Origin of the sequence: Neorhizobium sp. T25_27, from assembly GCF_002968565.1 — a bacterium.
Lineage (GTDB): Bacteria > Pseudomonadota > Alphaproteobacteria > Rhizobiales > Rhizobiaceae > Neorhizobium > Neorhizobium tomejilense.
The window spans coordinates 659,806-677,382 of sequence record NZ_PVBJ01000001.1; the positions used below are offsets into that span (position 1 = coordinate 659,806).

Annotated in this window: 18 protein-coding genes; 11 read left to right on the plus strand and 7 right to left on the minus strand. The window is 61.2% G+C overall.

Features of this window, described 5'->3' with window-relative positions:
* Positions 1 to 58: 58 nt before the first annotated feature.
* From C5J24_RS03320 to C5J24_RS03340, 5 genes are all read right to left on the minus strand, one after another.
* Complete coding sequence (locus tag C5J24_RS03320; RefSeq protein WP_105400743.1) at positions 59 to 1,120, minus strand: ABC transporter ATP-binding protein; 1,062 nt, start codon at positions 1,118 to 1,120, stop codon at positions 59 to 61.
* Between the two features lie 9 nt (positions 1,121 to 1,129).
* Complete coding sequence (locus C5J24_RS03325) at positions 1,130 to 1,918, minus strand: ABC transporter permease (RefSeq protein WP_105415587.1); 789 nt, start codon at positions 1,916 to 1,918, stop codon at positions 1,130 to 1,132.
* Positions 1,915 to 2,790 carry an ABC transporter permease subunit gene (locus tag C5J24_RS03330; RefSeq protein WP_046608687.1) on the minus strand — a complete coding sequence of 292 codons (876 nt, stop codon included), beginning with the start codon at positions 2,788 to 2,790 and terminating at the stop codon, positions 1,915 to 1,917. The genes C5J24_RS03325 and C5J24_RS03330 overlap by 4 nt, the downstream gene beginning before the upstream one ends.
* Before the next feature lie 72 nt (positions 2,791 to 2,862).
* On the minus strand, positions 2,863 to 3,969 hold the full coding sequence (locus C5J24_RS03335; protein ID WP_105415589.1) for an ABC transporter substrate-binding protein: 1,107 nt from the start codon (positions 3,967 to 3,969) through the stop codon (positions 2,863 to 2,865).
* A gap of 142 nt (positions 3,970 to 4,111) precedes the next feature.
* Positions 4,112 to 5,002 (minus strand): MurR/RpiR family transcriptional regulator, encoded by an 891-nt coding sequence (locus C5J24_RS03340; protein ID WP_105400746.1) that lies wholly within the window; start codon positions 5,000 to 5,002, stop codon positions 4,112 to 4,114.
* Positions 5,003 to 5,172: 170 nt separating this feature from the next.
* On the opposite strand from C5J24_RS03340, the gene C5J24_RS03345 reads away from it, so the two are divergent.
* The 8 genes from C5J24_RS03345 (at position 5,173) to C5J24_RS03380 (ending at position 13,532) form a co-directional block, all read left to right on the plus strand.
* The gene (locus C5J24_RS03345; protein ID WP_105415591.1) at positions 5,173 to 5,949 is read left to right on the plus strand and encodes an N-formylglutamate amidohydrolase; all 777 of its coding nucleotides are present in this window, start codon (positions 5,173 to 5,175) and stop codon (positions 5,947 to 5,949) included.
* A 101-nt stretch (positions 5,950 to 6,050) separates the two neighbouring features.
* Positions 6,051 to 7,601, plus strand: a complete 1,551-nt coding sequence (locus tag C5J24_RS03350; protein WP_105416603.1) for an APC family permease — start codon at positions 6,051 to 6,053, stop codon at positions 7,599 to 7,601.
* An 87-nt stretch (positions 7,602 to 7,688) separates the two neighbouring features.
* Positions 7,689 to 9,059, plus strand: coding sequence for a glutamine synthetase family protein (locus C5J24_RS03355; protein ID WP_105415593.1), 1,371 nt, complete (start codon positions 7,689 to 7,691; stop codon positions 9,057 to 9,059).
* An 81-nt stretch (positions 9,060 to 9,140) separates the two neighbouring features.
* On the plus strand, positions 9,141 to 9,623 hold the full coding sequence (locus C5J24_RS03360) for a helix-turn-helix transcriptional regulator (protein ID WP_105415595.1): 483 nt from the start codon (positions 9,141 to 9,143) through the stop codon (positions 9,621 to 9,623).
* Positions 9,616 to 10,032, plus strand: coding sequence for a type II toxin-antitoxin system VapC family toxin (locus C5J24_RS03365; RefSeq protein WP_105415597.1), 417 nt, complete (start codon positions 9,616 to 9,618; stop codon positions 10,030 to 10,032). The genes C5J24_RS03360 and C5J24_RS03365 overlap by 8 nt, the downstream gene beginning before the upstream one ends.
* 37 nt (positions 10,033 to 10,069) lie before the next feature.
* A complete protein-coding gene (locus C5J24_RS03370; protein ID WP_105415600.1) occupies positions 10,070 to 11,455 on the plus strand; it encodes an aldehyde dehydrogenase family protein in 1,386 nt (461 codons plus the stop codon).
* Complete coding sequence (locus C5J24_RS03375; RefSeq protein WP_105400752.1) at positions 11,452 to 12,597, plus strand: iron-containing alcohol dehydrogenase; 1,146 nt, start codon at positions 11,452 to 11,454, stop codon at positions 12,595 to 12,597. The genes C5J24_RS03370 and C5J24_RS03375 overlap by 4 nt, the downstream gene beginning before the upstream one ends.
* A 218-nt stretch (positions 12,598 to 12,815) precedes the next feature.
* Complete coding sequence (locus tag C5J24_RS03380) at positions 12,816 to 13,532, plus strand: ParA family protein (protein WP_105400753.1); 717 nt, start codon at positions 12,816 to 12,818, stop codon at positions 13,530 to 13,532.
* 35 nt (positions 13,533 to 13,567) lie between these two features.
* Here C5J24_RS03380 and C5J24_RS03385 read toward each other — a convergent pair whose 3' ends face one another.
* Positions 13,568 to 14,245, minus strand: coding sequence for a ClpX C4-type zinc finger protein (locus tag C5J24_RS03385; RefSeq protein ID WP_172723834.1), 678 nt, complete (start codon positions 14,243 to 14,245; stop codon positions 13,568 to 13,570).
* A 52-nt stretch (positions 14,246 to 14,297) separates the two neighbouring features.
* Positions 14,298 to 15,692 (minus strand): L,D-transpeptidase, encoded by a 1,395-nt coding sequence (locus tag C5J24_RS03390; protein WP_371673633.1) that lies wholly within the window; start codon positions 15,690 to 15,692, stop codon positions 14,298 to 14,300.
* Positions 15,693 to 15,885: 193 nt separating this feature from the next.
* Between C5J24_RS03390 and C5J24_RS03395 the strand changes: the two genes are divergently transcribed.
* The 3 genes from C5J24_RS03395 to C5J24_RS03405 all read left to right on the plus strand — a co-directional run bounded on the left by C5J24_RS03395 (position 15,886) and on the right by C5J24_RS03405 (position 17,566).
* A complete protein-coding gene (locus C5J24_RS03395; protein WP_105415602.1) occupies positions 15,886 to 16,725 on the plus strand; it encodes a DUF4432 family protein in 840 nt (279 codons plus the stop codon).
* An 89-nt stretch (positions 16,726 to 16,814) separates the two neighbouring features.
* On the plus strand, positions 16,815 to 17,153 hold the full coding sequence (locus C5J24_RS03400) for a TIGR01244 family sulfur transferase (protein ID WP_105415604.1): 339 nt from the start codon (positions 16,815 to 16,817) through the stop codon (positions 17,151 to 17,153).
* A gap of 71 nt (positions 17,154 to 17,224) precedes the next feature.
* A complete protein-coding gene (locus C5J24_RS03405; RefSeq protein ID WP_105415606.1) occupies positions 17,225 to 17,566 on the plus strand; it encodes a RidA family protein in 342 nt (113 codons plus the stop codon).
* Positions 17,567 to 17,577 lie beyond the last annotated feature (11 nt).

The window sequence follows — 17,577 nt, forward strand, 5'->3', positions numbered from 1 at the left end:
TGCAAAACGGCATCCGCGAGGATGCCGTTTTCGTCCGCGGACCGTCCGTCTTCCGCGATCAGTCGCGGATGATCAGGAAGTCGTGGGCGTTGAAGCGCAGCGTTAGGGTTTCGCCCGACTGCGGCAGGACCGCATCCGGCGAATTGAACATGTCGAAGGAAATCTGGTTTCCGCCGACATCGAGCTTGGTGCGGATGACCGAGCCCAGGAAATGCGAGGAGAGGACCTGGCCGGTGAGCGACGTGTCGCCCTTTGCATTTTCCAGGAGCGAACCAGCTTCAGGGCGCAGCGCGATCGACAGCTTGTCGCCGCCCTTCAGCGCGCCGATCGATTCCCTCAGCCTGATGGTGTTTTCGCCGACCTTGACGGTGTTTGCCGCCGGATCGACGACGGTCGCCTCGATGATGTTGAGCGTGCCGACGAAGGAGGCGACGAAACGGGTGGTCGGACGATTGTAGATTTCCGACGGCGTGCCGATCTGGTCGGCGCGGCCGGCATTCATGACGACCACTCGGTCGGAGATCGACAGGGCCTCTTCCTGGTCGTGCGTCACGAAGACGGTGGTGATGCCGAGCTGGCGCTGGATTTCACGTATCTCCTCGCGCAATGACACACGGATCTTGGCATCGAGCGCCGACAGCGGCTCGTCGAGCAGCAGCACCTGCGGCTTCGGCGCAAGCGCGCGGGCAAGCGCCACGCGCTGCTGCTGGCCGCCGGACATCTGGTAAGGGTAGCGGTCGGCCAGATGGTCGAGGCTGATCAGCTTCAGCATTTCCTTGACGCGCGTTTCGATCTCCGTCTTGGACTTACCGGCGACTTTCAGACCGAAGGCGACGTTGTCGAAGACGTTCATGTTCGGAAACAACGCATAGGCCTGGAATACCATGCCGATATTGCGCTGATTGGTCTTCAGCGCGTTCTGGTTCCGGCCGTTGATCGAGATCGCTCCGTCGCTCGGGCTTTCGAACCCGGCGATCATCCGCAGCACGGTCGTCTTGCCGCAGCCCGAGGGTCCGAGAAAGGAGACGAACTCGCCCTTCTCGATGGACATGTTGAAGTCCTTGACGACCTGGGTCGGGCCGAAACTCTTCTTGATACTTTCGAGAACGAGGAACGACATCAAAATTCCTTAAGGCCTGGCCGGCGACAATTTGCCGAAGCGGGAAACGAGCTGGATCAGACCCATCGAGAGCCAGGTGATCGCAAACGCAATGACCGCCAGCGCAGAAGGCTCGTAAGCCTTGTTGGCGCCGACGAGCTGGAGATAGGGACCGAAGGCCGGACGGTTGAGGAGGGCCGCCATGGTGAACTCGCCCATGACGATCGCAAACGTGATGAAGGCGCCCGAGAGCACGCCCGACATGACGTTCGGGAAAATGCAGCGGAACATGATCGTCGGCCATTTGGCGCCGAGAATTTCGGCCGCCTCCGTCAGCGTCCGTACGTCGATGGTCCGCATCGCGGTATCGACCGAACGGTACATGTAGGGAAGTGCCAGGGTCACGTAGGAAAAGGTCAGCAGGATGTTCGTTCCCTGCGTCGAGCCGGTGAACGGGATCCAGGACGAGGAATTGTAGAGACGCAGGTAACCGAACACGATGACGATCGCCGGAATGACGAGCGGCAGGAGCGTGATGAATTCGACGACCGGCCGCATCTGCGGCAGGCGCAGCCGGACCCAATAGGCGGTCGGCACGATGAGGAACATGCCGACGACGATCGTCACCAGCGCCATCAGCATCGAGAAGCCGAAGGTGGCGCGGAATTGAGCGTCCGTAAACACCGACTGGTAGGCATCGAAAGAATAGACGCCGCGCCGCATGCGCAGCGAGAACTCGAACGTGCCGATCAGCGGCACGAGGAAATAGATGGCGCCGATAGCGATCGCGATCCAGGCGAAGATCTTGTGCGCCTTCATTTCTGCCACCGTTCTGCGCGGCTGCGCAGCCAGATGTAGAGGATGTTGGAAATGCCGGTGATGACGATCATTCCGAGGGCCAGGGCGTAGCCGAGATTCGGGTTATGAAGCACGTCGCCACGGATCTGGGCGTAGAGCAGGATCGGCACGATGTTGAGCGAGGCACCGGTCAGCGCAAAGGCGGTCGCAATCGCGCCGAAGGCGTTGGCGAAAAGGAGGAGCGTGGCGCCCATCAGGCTCGGCCAGAGGATCGGCAGCACGACCATGCGCCAGTATTGCCACGTGGATGCGCCAAGGATTTCGGACGCCTCCCGCCACTCCTTCTTCAATCCGTCCAGCGCCGGCGTCAGGATCAGTACCATCAGCGGGATCTGGAAGAACATGTAGGTGATCGTCAGGCCGAAGAAGGAGAGGAGGTTGAAGCCCGTCGAATAGAGATTGAAGCCGAACCAGTCCCGCATGAAGATCGTGACCAATCCGGTCCGGCCAAGCGTCGCCAGGAAGGCGAAGGCGAGCGGCACGCCGGCGAAGTTCGAGGCGACGCCTGAAAAGGTCAGCAGGCTGGAGCGGATCCAGGACGGCACGCCGCCGAGCACGACTGCCCAGGCTAGGAAAAAGCCGATCAACGCGCCACCCAGTGCCGAGGCGACGGATACCCGGATGCTGATCCAGTAGGCGCTCAGGATGGAAGGCGAAAAGAGATCGACAATGTTCTGGAACGTGAATTCGCCGGCCGGATTGAAGAAGGCACCGACGATCAGATAGAGCGTCGGAACAATCAGGAAGGCGAGTGCGAATACCATGAACGGCACGATGCCGAGCCAGTCGATGACTGTCCGGCGATCGATGAATGACGTGGAAGCGGTGGTCATGAATGCTGGCCATCCAGGGGGAAACGGGAAAGCTCCCGCGCCGGGCGGCGCGGGAGCTCAGTCTTGTTCCGATTACTTTGCGACGTTGGCGCCGACTACGCTATCCCATTTCTTGGTAATGGTTTCCTTGGCGGCAGCCTGCTGGGCGAGCGTCGGGAATACGGCCTTCTCATAGGCCGCTGCCGGGGGCAGGGCGTCGAGCAGGTTCTTCGGGATCTTGTTGTTCTTGGCAAGATCGTTGAAGCGGATCGGGTGGCAATATCCCTTCAGCCAGCCGAGCTGACCTTCGTCGGAATAGAGGTATTCCATCCACAGCTTCGCAGCGTTCGGATGCGGAGCGAAGGCGGAGATCGCCTGGACGTAGACGCCTGCTACGACGCCGGTTGCCGGAACCACGACTTCGAAGGGCGGGTTGCCCTTCAGGCTCTGGCCCCAGGACAGCGCATTATAGTCCCAGGCGACGATGATCGGCGTGGTGCCCTGCGCGAACGGCGCGGCCTTGCCGGTCACCGGCACGAAGTTACCCTTCTTGTTGAGTTCGGCGAAGAACTTCAGGCCTTCGTCGCCGGCCTTGGCGGAGTCGCCCTTGGCGCCGGAAAGGCCGGCAGCGAAAACGCCCTGAACGGCCTGGTTGGCGCTGCGCGGATCGCCGGCGAGCGCGACGGTGTTGGCGTAGTCGGACTTCAGGAGATCAGGCCAGTCCTTCGGCGACGTCTTGACGAGGTCCTTGTTCACCAGGAAGGCCAGAACGCCGTAATAATCGCCGTACCAGTAGCCGTCTGCATCCTTGGCGTCGGCCGGGATCGAATCCCAGGTGGAGACCTTGTAAGGCTGGATCAGGCCCTCAGTCTTGGCGGACGGGCCGAACGACAGGCCGACGTCGATGACGTCGGGAGCCTGCGGGCCCTTGTTGCCCTTGTTGGCCTTGATCGCTTCGATTTCGTCGCCCGAACCCGCATCCGGGTTGAGTTCGTTGACTTCGAGGCCGTACTTCGCCTTGAAGCCGGCGATGACGTCGCCGTAACCGCACCAGCTATGGGGCAGGGCGATCGTGGTCAGCGTGCCTTCCTTCTTGGCGGCTGCGATCAGCTCGGCGCTCGGCTCGGCGGCGGCAATGGCGGTGGAGGCGATGACGATGGCGGTCGTCAGGGAAAGAAGACGTTGGGTCTTGTTGAGCAAGGTATCCTCCTAGGGGTTCAGGTAGTCCGGATCGTTTCGGCGCGACTCGTAGAGCCAGTTCATGTATCGTATGTGACAGCCCGGAGGATGAGCATTTGCTCATAAACCCCCGGATTGCCGGCATATTTCTTGAGCCCGACAATCAGTCGGGACGGCTCTGGCGGCCCGGCCGGCGGAACAGCATCGTCCGCTCGAAAAGACCTTCCAGAGAGTTCATGCGTTCGCGGGTCTCCTCCCAGGTCGCGCTCTGGACCGCTTCGATCAGCGCCTCGACCACGAAGAGAGTAATGACGGAGCTGTCCCAGGCCGACGGCGCCTCGATCCTCACCTTGAACGTGTGCTGTGCATGTTTGGCAACGGGCGAGGCCCAGACGTCGGTCAGCAAGATGATGACGACGCCGTTGGCCCGTGCGGCCTCCGCCAGCGTCGCCATCTCCTGCTCGTAGCGGCGGATATCGAAGATCACCAACACGTCGCCGGCGCTCATGTTGAGGACATGCTGCGGCCAGGAACTGGAATTGGTGGAGATCAAGGTCGTCCTGGGACGGATGACCTGCATATGGGTGAAGAAGTACTCGGCCAGCGCCCCTGTTATGCGGCCGCCGACGAAATAGATGCTGCGGTCGCGATCACGCAGAAGTGCAGCCGCGCCCTCAAAGGTCGTGGTGTCGAGAGCTGAAAGCGTATCGCGCAGATTGGCGGTGATCGCGTCGGCAAAACGGTTGAGGATATGCGTGCCCGGCGCATTGGACGCCCAGCGGTCATGCTTGGCGATCGGGTTGGAGAGCGTCGCCTCGAGCTCCTGGTGCAGATGCGACTGGAATTCCGGATAACCCTTGTAGCCGAGCTTCTGCACCATGCGCGCGACCGTCGGCGTCGAAACGCCCGCGTTCTCCGCGATCACAGTGATGCTGCCGAGCCCTGACACCGGATAGTTCTCCAATAGGCTGTCCGCCAACTGTTTTTCCGCGCGCGTCAGGCTGTCGTAGCGAACACGAATGACATCCGATACGGTGCGTGCAGTTGGTGGCACTAAAGCTGTTCCCTCCGGTCTTCGCCGGTTGTCGAAAGATTAACAATCGTTTCTGCAGAGAAGTCAACGGTGCGTTTGAAGAGAAATTTTCAGAATCACGTTGACGGCGGCCGGAAAGTGAAGAATTCTCTTCTTAATCCAATTTAAACGATTTTTCCCGGAACGCGTTCATGCTGGTCCAGTCGGAATTCTTCTCGGAGGCGGATGGCGAGCCCGTTGCCGTGGACAATGCGGGCGGCCGGGGAGAGGTGCTTCTCGTCTGCGAGCATGCCTCGAGACGCCTGCCGGAGCGCTACGGCGATCTCGGGCTCTCGAAGGATGCGCTCGCCTCGCATATAGCCTGGGATCCGGGAGCGCTTGCCGTCTCCCGGCTGATGTCGAAGAGCCTCGGCGCGACGCTGATCCACCAGCGGTTTTCGCGCCTCATCTACGACTGCAACCGGCCGCCGGATTCGCCTGCCGCCATGCGTGACGTGTCCGAGATCTTCCGGATTCCCGGCAACGAGAACCTGTCGGAGGCAGAGAAATCGCGCCGGACCACGGCACTCTACCTGCCATTCCACGGCCGTATCCGCGAGGAGATCGCGGCACGGCGCGCAAGGGGGCAGGGGACCGTCTTCGTCACGATCCACAGCTTCACGCCGGTCTATTTCGGCAAGGAACGGCCCGTCGAGATCGGCGTGCTTCACGATACCGACAGCCGGCTTGCCGACCGGATGCTGCAGGCCGCATCCGACACGCATCTCTATCGCGTCGAGCGCAACGAGCCTTACGGGCCGGCGGACGGCGTAACCCATACACTGGAAGTCCACGCCCTGCCGGCGGGGCTTCTCAACGTCATGATCGAAATCAGGAACGATCTCATAACAGACGAAACCGGCCAGGGGGTCGTGGCCGATTTCTTGACAGGATTGCTGCGGGAAAGCCTCGCAGACATCCAAAGATAAGACCCGGGGAGCAGCAGCTCGCATGCCCGCGGTCGATCGCCGCGGGAAGGACAAACCGGATGGCCGCGATGGCGCGGTCTTTCTGCCAACAGGGGGAAGTCATGTCCGATTATACCGAAGGCGACAAAAAGCAGGATACCCATATCCTGCATTCCATGGGCTATGCACAGGAACTCGAGCGTCGCATGAGCTCGTTTTCCAACTTCGCAATTTCGTTTTCCATCATTTGCATTCTCTCCGGCGGCATCAATTCGCTGGGCCAGGCGACTGCCGGCGCCGGCGGCGCAGCGATCGGCATAGGCTGGCCGCTCGGCTGCCTTATTTCCGGCATCTTCGCGCTCGGGCTCGCGCAGATCGGATCGGCCTATCCGACGGCGGGCGGCCTCTATCATTGGGGATCGATCCTCGGCAACCGCTTCACCGGCTGGCTTTCCGCCTGGCTCAACCTGCTCGGCCTCGTGACCGTGCTCGGCGCCATCAATGTCGGGACGTTCTATTTCTTCTTCGGCGCCTTCGGGCCGACCTTCGGCATCGAGGATACGCTGACGCACCGGGTGGTTTTCGTAGCCATCATCACCGGGCTGCAGGCCGGCATCAATCATTTCGGCATAGGTCTGACCGCGAAACTCACCGACTTTTCCGGCTATCTGATCTTCGCGACCGCGATCCTGCTCACAATCGCATGCCTTATCGCAGCCCCCGGCTTCGATTTCGCACGGTTCTTCACCTTCGCCAACTATACCGGCACGGAAGGGGCGGCGCTGGTCTGGCCGACGAGCGTTTCCGGCTTGATGGCATTCCTCCTCGGCCTGCTCCTGCCGATCTACACGATCACCGGTTATGACGCCTCGGCCCATACATCCGAGGAAACCGTCAAGGCGGCGGAATCCGTGCCGCGCGGTATGATCTCGGCCGTCCTGTGGTCCGCCTTGTTCGGCTACATGATGCTGTGCGCGTTCGTACTGATGATCCCCAACATGGACGATGCGGCCAAGCAGGGCTGGAACGTATTCTTCTGGGCGATGGACGCGCAGATGAACCCGACCGTGAAGAGCATCCTGTATTTCCTGATCTTCATCTCGCAGCTGCTTTGCGGCCTGGCTACCGTCACGTCGGTATCGCGAATGATCTTCGCCTTCGCACGCGACAAGGGCCTGCCTGCGTCGTCGGTGCTCGCCAAGGTCAGCCCAAAACACCGTTCGCCCGTCGCGGCGATCTGGACCGGCTCCATCCTCGCAGTCCTGTTCGTCTGGTTTACCTCGGCGATCACCATTGCCGGCACGCCGGCCTATTCGATCGTCGTGTCTTGCACGGTCATCTTCCTGTTCCTTTCCTTCGCCCTGCCGATCGCGCTCGGGCTGTTCACGATCGGCACGGCGAAATGGCCGAAAATGGGACCCTGGAACATGGGGATTCCGGTCTACAGGCTAGTTGCAGTCCTGGCGATCATCTCGATGATCGTCATCTTCTTCATCGGCATTCAGCCGCCGAACGACTGGGCGCTCGAAATCACCGTCGGCTTCCTGGTGCTGACCGGAATCGTCTGGTTCGCCTTCGAGAACCGGCGCTTCATGGGACCGCCGATCGGCGACGCCATCGCCAAGCGGCAGGCCGAGATCGCTGCTGCGGAAGCGGCTGTCGGAGAAAAGTAAGCGCGACCGGGCTGACGCCCCTATGATCCCGCCGCCACGACACTCGAGAGGTTGTGGCGGTTCCCCCTTTTGAAACGGATGTGAGGCATGACCCCGATTTACTCCTTCGACGATCTGAAACGCGATGTCGCCGATGGCCGCATCGATACGATCATCGCCGCCCAGGTGGACATGCAGGGCCGCCTGATGGGCAAGCGGTTCCAGGCGGAATATTTCGTCGAGAGCGCCTATCAGGAAACGCATAGCTGCAACTACCTGCTTGCGACCGATATCGAGATGGAGACCATTTCCGGCTACAAGGCGACCAGCTGGGAGCAGGGATACGGCGACTATACGATGAAGCCGGATCTCGCGACGCTCAGAAAACTGCCCTGGCTCGAAGGCACCGCGCTGGTCCTCTGCGACGTGCTCGACCACCACACCCATGCGGACGTGCCGCATTCGCCGCGGGCGGTCCTCAAGAGACAGGTCCAGCGTCTCGCAGACATGGGCATGTCCGCCTTCATGGCGACGGAACTCGAATTTTTCCTGTTCGACCAGACCTACGACCAGGCCCGCGAAAGCAGCTACCGCAATCTCAAGCTGGCGAGCGGCTACAACGAAGACTACCACATCTTCCAGACTACCAAGGAAGAAGAAGTGATGCGGGCGATACGCACCGGCCTGCAGGGCGCCGGCATTCCGGTCGAGAATTCCAAGGGCGAGGCATCGGCCGGCCAGGAGGAAATCAACGTTCGTTACGCCGACGCGCTGACCATGGCCGACCGGCACGTGATCATCAAGAATGCGTGCAAGGAGATCGCCTGGGGCAAGGGCAAGGCGATCACCTTCCTCGCCAAGTGGAATTATTCGGCCGCCGGCAGCTCGTCGCACATCCACCAGTCCCTGTGGAGTGCCGACGGCAAGACGCCGCTGTTCTTCGACAAGGACAACGAGCACGGCATGTCGGAACTGATGAAACACTATATCGCCGGGCTGCTCGCCCACGCGAGCGAGATCACTTTCTTCCTGGCGCCCTATATCAATTCCTACAAGCGCTTCATGGCCGGCACGTTCGCGCCGACCAAGGCCGTCTGGTCGAAGGACAACCGCACCGCCGGCTATCGTCTCTGCGGCGAGGCGTCCAAGGGAATCCGCATCGAATGCCGCGTCGGCGGTTCCGACCTCAACCCTTATCTCGCCATGGCGGCACTGATTGCGGCGGGCATCGAGGGGATCGAGAAGAAGATGACGCTGGAGCCTGCCTTCGTCGGCGACGCCTATGGCGGCAAGGGTGTTCGAGAAATCCCGCGAACGCTGCGTGACGCGGTCGAGCTCATGGACGGCTCGGAACTGTTGCGCTCCGCCTTCGGCGACGATGTCATCGACCACTATGTCCGCGCCGGCCAGTGGGAACAAGAGGAATACGATCGCCGCGTGACGGACTGGGAAGTGGCACGCGGTTTCGAGAGGGCTTGAGATAATCGCAATCGATCTTTCGATTGTTGAGATTTAATCAATAATCGGCTAGGTTGAATTGGTTCATCGAGGGCTGATGTCATGGCTGAGATCGATAGCGACTGGTTCTATGAAAAGCTGAAGGAGATGGGGTCGTCCAGTGTGGAGCTCGCCAGGTTCCTGAAGCTCGATCCAAGCTCGGTTTCCCGCATGCTCAAAGGCGAGCGAAAGATGAGCGCAGACGAGCAGGACGGGGTTTCAGCCTTTCTCGGCATTCCTCTGGACGTGGTTGCTATTCACCGCAGAGGTGGAGGTGAGGCCTATGGTTTTGCCGAAAAGAAGCAGGACGCTTATTTGGCGGAGGGCGGCTCCCCTACGCCCGATCCATCCGAGAAGATGTTCACGGAAGACGACATCATCTACAAGGACGGCAAGCGCTGGATGGAGCGAGAGGACGGCACGCTGATAGAACTGCATCCCATATTCGGCAGCATGAAGGGAACGATCACGGTCATGCCCGGCGTCGACCTGACGGCGCCGATGGACTGGGATTACGAATGGGGCGAGAAGCTCTATAATGAATGAGTCCTATCTGCTCGACACATGTGCGGTCATATGGATGACACATAACGAGCTCCTTGCCGCCAGGGCAGCCGATGCCGTCAACAGCTCCTGGGCTATGGGCATTCCTGTTTACGTGTCCACTGCCACGGCTTGGGAAATGGCCATGCTGGTGGCCCGAGGGCGGATCCATGAGACAAGGGATGCCAAACGCTGGTACGACAGTTTTAGGCAGGAGACAGAGGTTGCCGAGAAGTCGGTGACTGCCGATCTTTTCATGGCGTCCTGTATCCTGCCCCAGCCCATCCACAAGGACCCGATCGACCGAATCCTGATCGCCACTGCTCGCGAACACGACCTGACCATCATCACGCGCGACCGCGCTATTCTATCCTACGGCGCTGCGGGCCATGTCCGCACGCTTGCCTGTTAACCCCTCGGGGCCTGTTGAATTTCTGGAGTCTGTATCAATGACAATGATCCAATGTATCTCGCCGGTGGACGGCTCGGTCTATGCCGAGCGTCCGGCCATGTCGGCGGAAGCGGCCGCCGAAGCTATCGGCCGCGCACGGCAAGCGCAGAAGGCGTGGGCGAAGCGGCCGCTCGAGGAGCGTGTCCAGCTTGTACTCAAGGGCGTCGCACGCCTCAACGAGATGGTCGAGGAAGTGGTGCCCGAGCTTGCCTGGATGATGGGCCGGCCGGTACGCTACGGCGGCGAGTTCAAGGGGTTCAACGAGCGCTCCAATTACGTCGCGTCGATCGCCGCCGATGCGCTCGCTCCGCTGCGCGTCGAGGACAGCGCCACGTTCGAACGTCGCATCGAACGGGAGCCGCATGGGGTCGTGTTCGTCATCGCGCCCTGGAATTATCCCTATATGACGGCGATCAACACGGTCGCTCCGGCGCTGATGGCCGGCAACGCGGTTGTCATCAAACATGCCTCGCAAACGCTGCTTGTCGGTGAGCGCATGGTGCGCGCCTTTATCGAGGCCGGCGTTCCGGAAGACGTCTTCCAGAATATCTTCCTCGACCACGCGACGTCGGCGAAGCTGATTTCCGAGGGCATGTTCAATTTCATCAATTTTACGGGCTCGGTCGAAGGCGGACGGTCGATCGAGCGGGCCGCCGCCGGCACATTTACCGGCATCGGCCTCGAACTCGGCGGCAAGGATCCCGGTTATGTGATGGACGACGCCGATCTCGACGCCGCCGTCGATACGCTGATGGATGGCGCGACCTATAATTCCGGCCAGTGCTGCTGCGGCATCGAGCGCATCTATGTGCACGAATCGCTTTACGATTCCTTCGTTGAGAAGTCGGTCGCCTGGGTGTCGAACTACAAGCTCGGCAACCCGCTCGACAAGGAAACGACGCTCGGGCCGATGGCCAACAAGCGCTTCGCCAAGGTCGTGCGTCAGCAGATCGCCGACGCGGTGGCGAGCGGCGCCAGGGCGCTGGTCGATCCGAAGCTTTTCCCGGCCGACGACGGTGGCGCCTATCTTGCGCCGCAAGTATTGGTTGACGTCGACCATTCCATGGAGATCATGCGGGAAGAGACGTTCGGCCCGGCTGTCGGCATCATGAAGGTGAAGAGTGACGACGAGGCGATCGGTTACATGAACGACAGCCGCTACGGGCTGACGGCGTCGCTTTGGACGCCGGATGTCGACCGGGCAAACCGGATCGGCAGCCAGCTCGAAACCGGCACGGTGTTCATGAATCGCGCCGACTATCTCGATCCGGCGCTTGTCTGGACCGGCGTCAAGGAAACCGGGCGAGGCGGTTCGCTCTCCGTCCTCGGTTTCCACAACCTGACCCGCCCGAAATCCTACCACCTGAAGAAGGTCACGAAATGAATATCGTCGCGAACTGGAGCTATCCGACCGCCGTCAAGCTGGGCCGCGGACGCATCAAGGAACTGGCGGACGCCTGCAAGACGCTCGGCCTCAGCAAGCCGCTCCTGGTCACCGACCGGGGACTGGCCTCGATGGCGATCACCGGCCACGCGCTCGACGTGCTCGAAGAGGCGGGCCTCGGCCGGGCGATCTTTGCCGACGTCGATCCGAACCCGAACGAGAACAACCTCGAAGCCGGCATCAAGGCCTACAATGACGGCGGCCATGACGGCGTCGTTGCCTTCGGCGGCGGTTCGGGCCTCGATCTCGGCAAGCTGATCGCCTTCATGGCCGGCCAGACGCGGCCGGTCTGGGATTTCGAGGATATCGGCGACTGGTGGACCCGCGCCGACGCCTCGAAGATCGCGCCGATCGTCGCCGTGCCGACCACGGCCGGGACCGGTTCGGAAGTCGGCCGGGCAGGGGTGCTCACCAATTCCGCCACCCATGTGAAGAAGATCATTTTCCACCCGAAACTGCTGCCGGGCGTCGTCATCTGCGATCCGGAGCTGACGATGGGCATGCCGAAGGCGATCACCGTCGGCACCGGCATGGATGCCTTTGCCCATTGCCTGGAAGCCTATTCCTCGCCCTTCTACCACCCGATGTCCGGCGGGATCGCGCTCGAAGGCATGCGGCTCGTCAAGGAGTTCCTGCCGCGCGCCTATAGGGACGGGGCGGATCTCGAAGCACGCACCAACATGATGTCGGCCGCAGCCATGGGGGCGGTCGCCTTCCAGAAGGGGCTCGGCGCCATCCATTCGCTGTCGCATCCGATCGGCGCGGTCTACAACACTCATCATGGCATGACCAATGCGGTCGTCATGCCGCCGGTGCTGCGCTTCAATCGGCCGGCGATCGAGGAGAAGATCGCCCGCGCTGCGGCCTATCTCGGCATCGCCGGCGGGTTCGACGGGTTCTACGACTATGTCCTGTCATTGCGTTCGGAACTCGGCGTGCCCGAAAATCTCACGGCGATGGGGATCAAGCCCGACCGAATCGATGAGCTGACGGCCATGGCGATGGAGGACCCCAGCTGCGGCGGCAACCCCGTCACCATGACGATGGAGAATACCAAGGCGCTTTTCCTCGCCTGCTTTTAAGACTTCCAGACCCCGATGCATCGGCGTCGATCAAGCCCGGAAGGCAAAACTTCCGGGCTTTTCCGCATTTTAGAGCCAAAAGCTAAATCTCCTGAGTGATATTAATGGTGGCTAAATTTGCAATTCGTTAACCATGTTTGGAAAGGATGTGCTTATGACACCATGCTTCCCGGTGTCCTCGTGAGCGATGTGGCTCAAGACTTGTTCGAGGACCGAAAATGCCAGTAATTTCCTTTGCCAATGCCAAGGGTGGAGCCGGAAAAACGACCGCGGCACTCCTGCTCGCCACCGAACTTGCCCATCAGGGTTTTCGCGTCACCGTCATCGATGCCGATCCGCAGCGCTGGATCAGCCAATGGTTCGAGACCTCTCGCGCGGTGCGCAACATCGAGGTGGTATCGGAAGTCACACTCGCATCGCTGCAGTGTCACCTGCGGGAAATGGCATCGCGCACCGACTATTTCATCATCGACCTCGCCGGCGCCCGTGACGCGCTGGTCACCACGGCGATCGGCCTTTCCGACCATGTGATGATCCCGGTCCAGGGTTCTGCCATGGACGCCAAGGGTGCGGCGCAGATCCTCGACCTCCTGTCCTACATGAAGGAGAAGGCCGGCCTGGTGATCCCGCATTCGGTGGTGCTGACGCGGGTGACGTCCATGGTCACCACCAAGGCGCTGCTGACCATCAAAGGGCTTCTGGCAGCCCGCGGCGTGCATGTCCTCGATACGCCGATCGGCGAACGCATCGCCTTCAAGGAACTGTTCGAGACCGGCGGAACGCTCCACACGCTCGATCCGGCCAAGGTCAGCAATCTCGACAAGGCGAAGGAAAACGCCCGCTCCTACGCACAGGAAGTCATGCGGCTCATGCCCGTCAAGATCACCCGGTCCGTTGCGTCGCGCCTCTTCGGATTGAGCCGCTACGCAGCCTGATCACCATTGGACTTCTGTTCATTCCAAGACGTGGATTAAGAGGCGGTTGGTTCGAAAGAGCCGACCGCCTTTGCATATGCGCTGGCCGCTTGGGTAGCTGCGGCTGCCGTTCCGATCAGTTCGGGCTCTTCCAGATTGGCCGGAACGCTGCGCGCGGCGACGAACCGGTCGCGCATCTGACGCCAGTTCTGCTGGGCGAGGCTGCTGATTTCATTCGGCTGCATTCCGGACGTCGTCAGGATCTCGACTGTCAGCAGGTCGAATCGATCTTCCGAATGCATATAGCTCCAGCCGATCAGTCTGCTTTGCGGAAGCGACGCGACGAGGACGTGCAGCATCTGCTCGAGCGCGATACGTTCGGGAGCACCCAGCAGGACTTCGTCATGGGCGAGCGGTATCGCGATCGTCTTTTCATGATCTTTTTCGGCATGGCGACGGAAACCAGGTGGGCCGGAATTTTCAAGCATGACCTGGTTACAGACGCAGATGCAACGATTGCAGATCGCCGTGGCTGCCGGACCGGCAATGATCATCTCGACAGTACGGCGGTTTTCACCGCAAAAGGAGCAGACAGCTCTATCGTCGCCGCGTCCGAAGAGGAGGGACAGGGCGCCTTTGAGTCTCGTTGGGAAGTTCATTCCATCCACCGCCGATGTACATTTTTCTCGCGAAAAACTAGGGCGTCTTTTGGCTGAAGCCAGATTGCCAGGCAAACAAAAAGCCTTCGGCAGCGGGTGCCGACGGCTGATAGGTTGTGCCGGGATCTTACTCGGTGAATTCTACCGTCGTGCCTGGCTTGACCATCTTGGCAAGTTCCCTTGCGTCCCAGTTGGTCAGGCGGACGCAGCCGTGGCTGTTGGTCTTGCCGATCTTGGAAGGTTCCGGCGTGCCGTGGATGCCGTATGTGGGCTTCGAGAGTGCAATCCAGACCGTACCGACCGGCCCGTTCGGCCCTGGCGGGATCTGCAGGATCTGGTCGTTATTGCCCTGCTTGAAATTGATCTTCGGATTGTAGGTGTAACCGGGATCGAGCGCGATACGTTCGACCGTATGGGTTCCGGTCGGCGAAGGTGTGTCGGTGGAGCCGATGGTGGCCGGATAGGCGGCGACCAGGCGCCCGTCCGCGCCGTAGGCGAAGACCTGTTTTCTGGCCTTGTCGGCGAGAATGCGGGTGACCTGACCGGCCTTCGGCTGGCCGGGATTGATGACCTTGATGATCGAGCCGGGGATAGTGAAATCGACGCCGGGATTGAGCGCCTTCAGATAGTTCTCGTCCATGTGGAACTGCTCGGCGAGCTTCTCCGTCACGGACATATAGGACATGGCCGGCAGCTGCGACTTGTGGGCATAGTCTTCCGGGATCGACGCGACGTAGGGACCGGCGGCATCGGCCGGGGTGATCGTGTAGTCGACGATCGGCAGGCCGCCCGAATAGGTCAGCCGCTGCATGATGTCTTCGGAATTGTTCGGATCGAGCGTCTCACCGGTCATTTCCTGCCAGGCGGCGATCGCCTTGTTGACGTTGTCGCCGAGATGGCCGTCGATCACGCCGGGCGAGATGCCTTCACGGTCCAGGAAGACCTGAAGTGCTGCGATCTGGGCCTGCGGCTTCTTGGTGACGGTAATGATCGGCTTCTGCGGCAGAAGCGTCTCCGCCGGCCGCTGGTCCGGTTCGATCGAAGCCTCCTGCGGATAGCCCAAATCGTCGTCGGGGAGGGCCTGGTCATCCAGTGGCATGCGGCTGACCGAGCCTGGCCCTGGGATGCCGCCGGTAACGGCGCCTGGTTCGCCCGGCCGATACTCGCGGTAGTCGCGATAACCGCCTGCACCCTGCTGGTAACCGCCCGAATCGCGCAGCGACCGGTAACCGCCCGGCACCGGCGGATATTCCTGCCTCCGGTTGGGGCGATAGGTTTCCCCGCGGATTTCGGTCGCGACGACATTGCCGAAATGGTCGATGAGGACGCGGCGCCCCATGCCGTCTCGGCTGATGATGACGTCACGGCGATCCGGTTCATAGTCCAGGATCGAACCGTCGGGAGCGACGAGCATCGTTTCCGAAGGATAGCGGCCGTAGCGGTTCTGCGCCTCGGCGGAGGGAATTCCCTGTGCCGCGGTCAAGATCACCAGACTTGCGCATGCGAAAAATAGCCGCTTCACGATGTCACCGACTTCCTTGTTTCCTACTTAAACGTAATCGGGAAATCGGACATTGGTTCCCGCCCGTTCGCCTGTCGCCACAGACAAGTTAAATTTGACCGTAGTGTGGAAAAAGTGAATTCGTCATGAACACACCGTTAAATTCACTTCACGATCGGTTAGAAGTTTTGACGAAACCGTGAAGGGAATGATTATGAAGGCTTTTTCCGCCGCCAACGGACCGAGGATTTTCCTGGACCAGAGCTCCGTTCTCGATATCGGAGGCTGTTTTGTCGGCGATGTGGACCTTGCTCCGGGCCGGGCCATTCCGGACGACGGAGATCCGCGAATCGATCACTCGCTCGAAGGCTTTCTCTTCACCTGCGGGCCGGACCATATTCGTCACCCCGAGGCCATCGAAGGCGCCTCTGACGGCCGGAAATATCCGCTGCACGGATCCTTCTCCTCCCACCCCGCCGAAATCCTGTTCTGGGATGCGCAGGGGCCGGATGCGGAGTGCCGTGCCCGCGTGCCGCTGACCCTTGCGACCGGCGAGACGGCCCTCCTCGAACGCCACTGGCGGATCGACGGGGCGACGGGGGAGGTGAGCCTGTCGGACAAGGTCACCAACACCGGCTCGAAGCCGTTTGCGCGGGTGCATATGTACCACCTGAATATCGGCGCCTGGCTGTTCGACGACCGGGTCCGGCTGAGCGGCGCGATGCTCGACAACGGCGGTTTCCCCTGGACGTTCGGCGGCGAGACCGGCGGCATATTCTGCGTCCCGGCGGCCGTCGAGGGCGAGCAATGGGCCGAGATCGCGCTCGGCCCGATCGCGGCAATCGGCGGACTGACGCTGAAGGTGAAGTTCAAGACCGATACGCTTCCGCATCTGCAGGTCTGGCGGAACCAGAAGGCGCCGGCGCATGTGCTTGGGATAGAGCCGGTTTCACATCGCCTGGCAAGCCGCCAGGAACTGGCGGCAAACGGAGAACTCGGCTTCGTCAAACCCGGCGAAAGCGTCGAATACGGACTGCGCTTCTGCTTCGTCTGAGACCCGCCGTCCAGCGGCCGTCGCCCGATTGACGCCCGGGCGGCACCGTCGTAATGCTGGCGCCTCAATCAGAACGGAGGGCTCAAGCCATGGATATCCGCCAGATCAACGACGAGTATTCCGTCACCGGCCAGATCACCGTCGAGGATCTCGATCAGATCAAGGCCATGGGGTTCAAGTCGGTCGTCTGCCATCGTCCTGACGACGAAGAGCCGGGCCAGCCGCATTTCGCCGAGATCGAAGCTCGCGCCAAGGAACTTGGCCTCGACATCAGCCACATCCCGGTCGGCCGCATGGGCGTCGACGAACAGGGCGTCAGGGCGATGGTCGATGCTCTCGACGAATTCCCGCGCCCGATGCTCGGCTTTTGCCGCTCCGGCGCCCGTTCGACGACCATCTACGAAAAGAGCCAGCATCTGCGCGGCTGAAGATTTTCCGCGGCCTCGTGCCTTTTGCGCGGGGTCTTTTCCCGAAGCTCAATTTTTTTGAGGAGAATTCCATGAGCATCCAGCGCATCGAGCCGGCCGCCCGCATGAGCGCCGCCGTCGTCCACGGCAACACCGTCTATCTGGCCGGCCAGGTCGGCGAAGGCGAGAGTGTCACCGACCAGTGCAAGGACGCGCTCGCCGAAGTCGACCGCCTGCTGGCAGCCGTCGGTTCGGATAAGTCGAAGATCCTGCAGACGATCATCTATCTCTCCGACATCGCCTATTTCGGCGAGATGAACGCTGTCTGGGAAGCCTGGATCGACCCGGCCAACCCGCCGGCCCGCGCCACCAGCGAAGCCAAGCTCGCTGCACCGAAATACAAGGTCGAGTTCATCGTTACGGCTGCGATCTGATCGCTGCGATA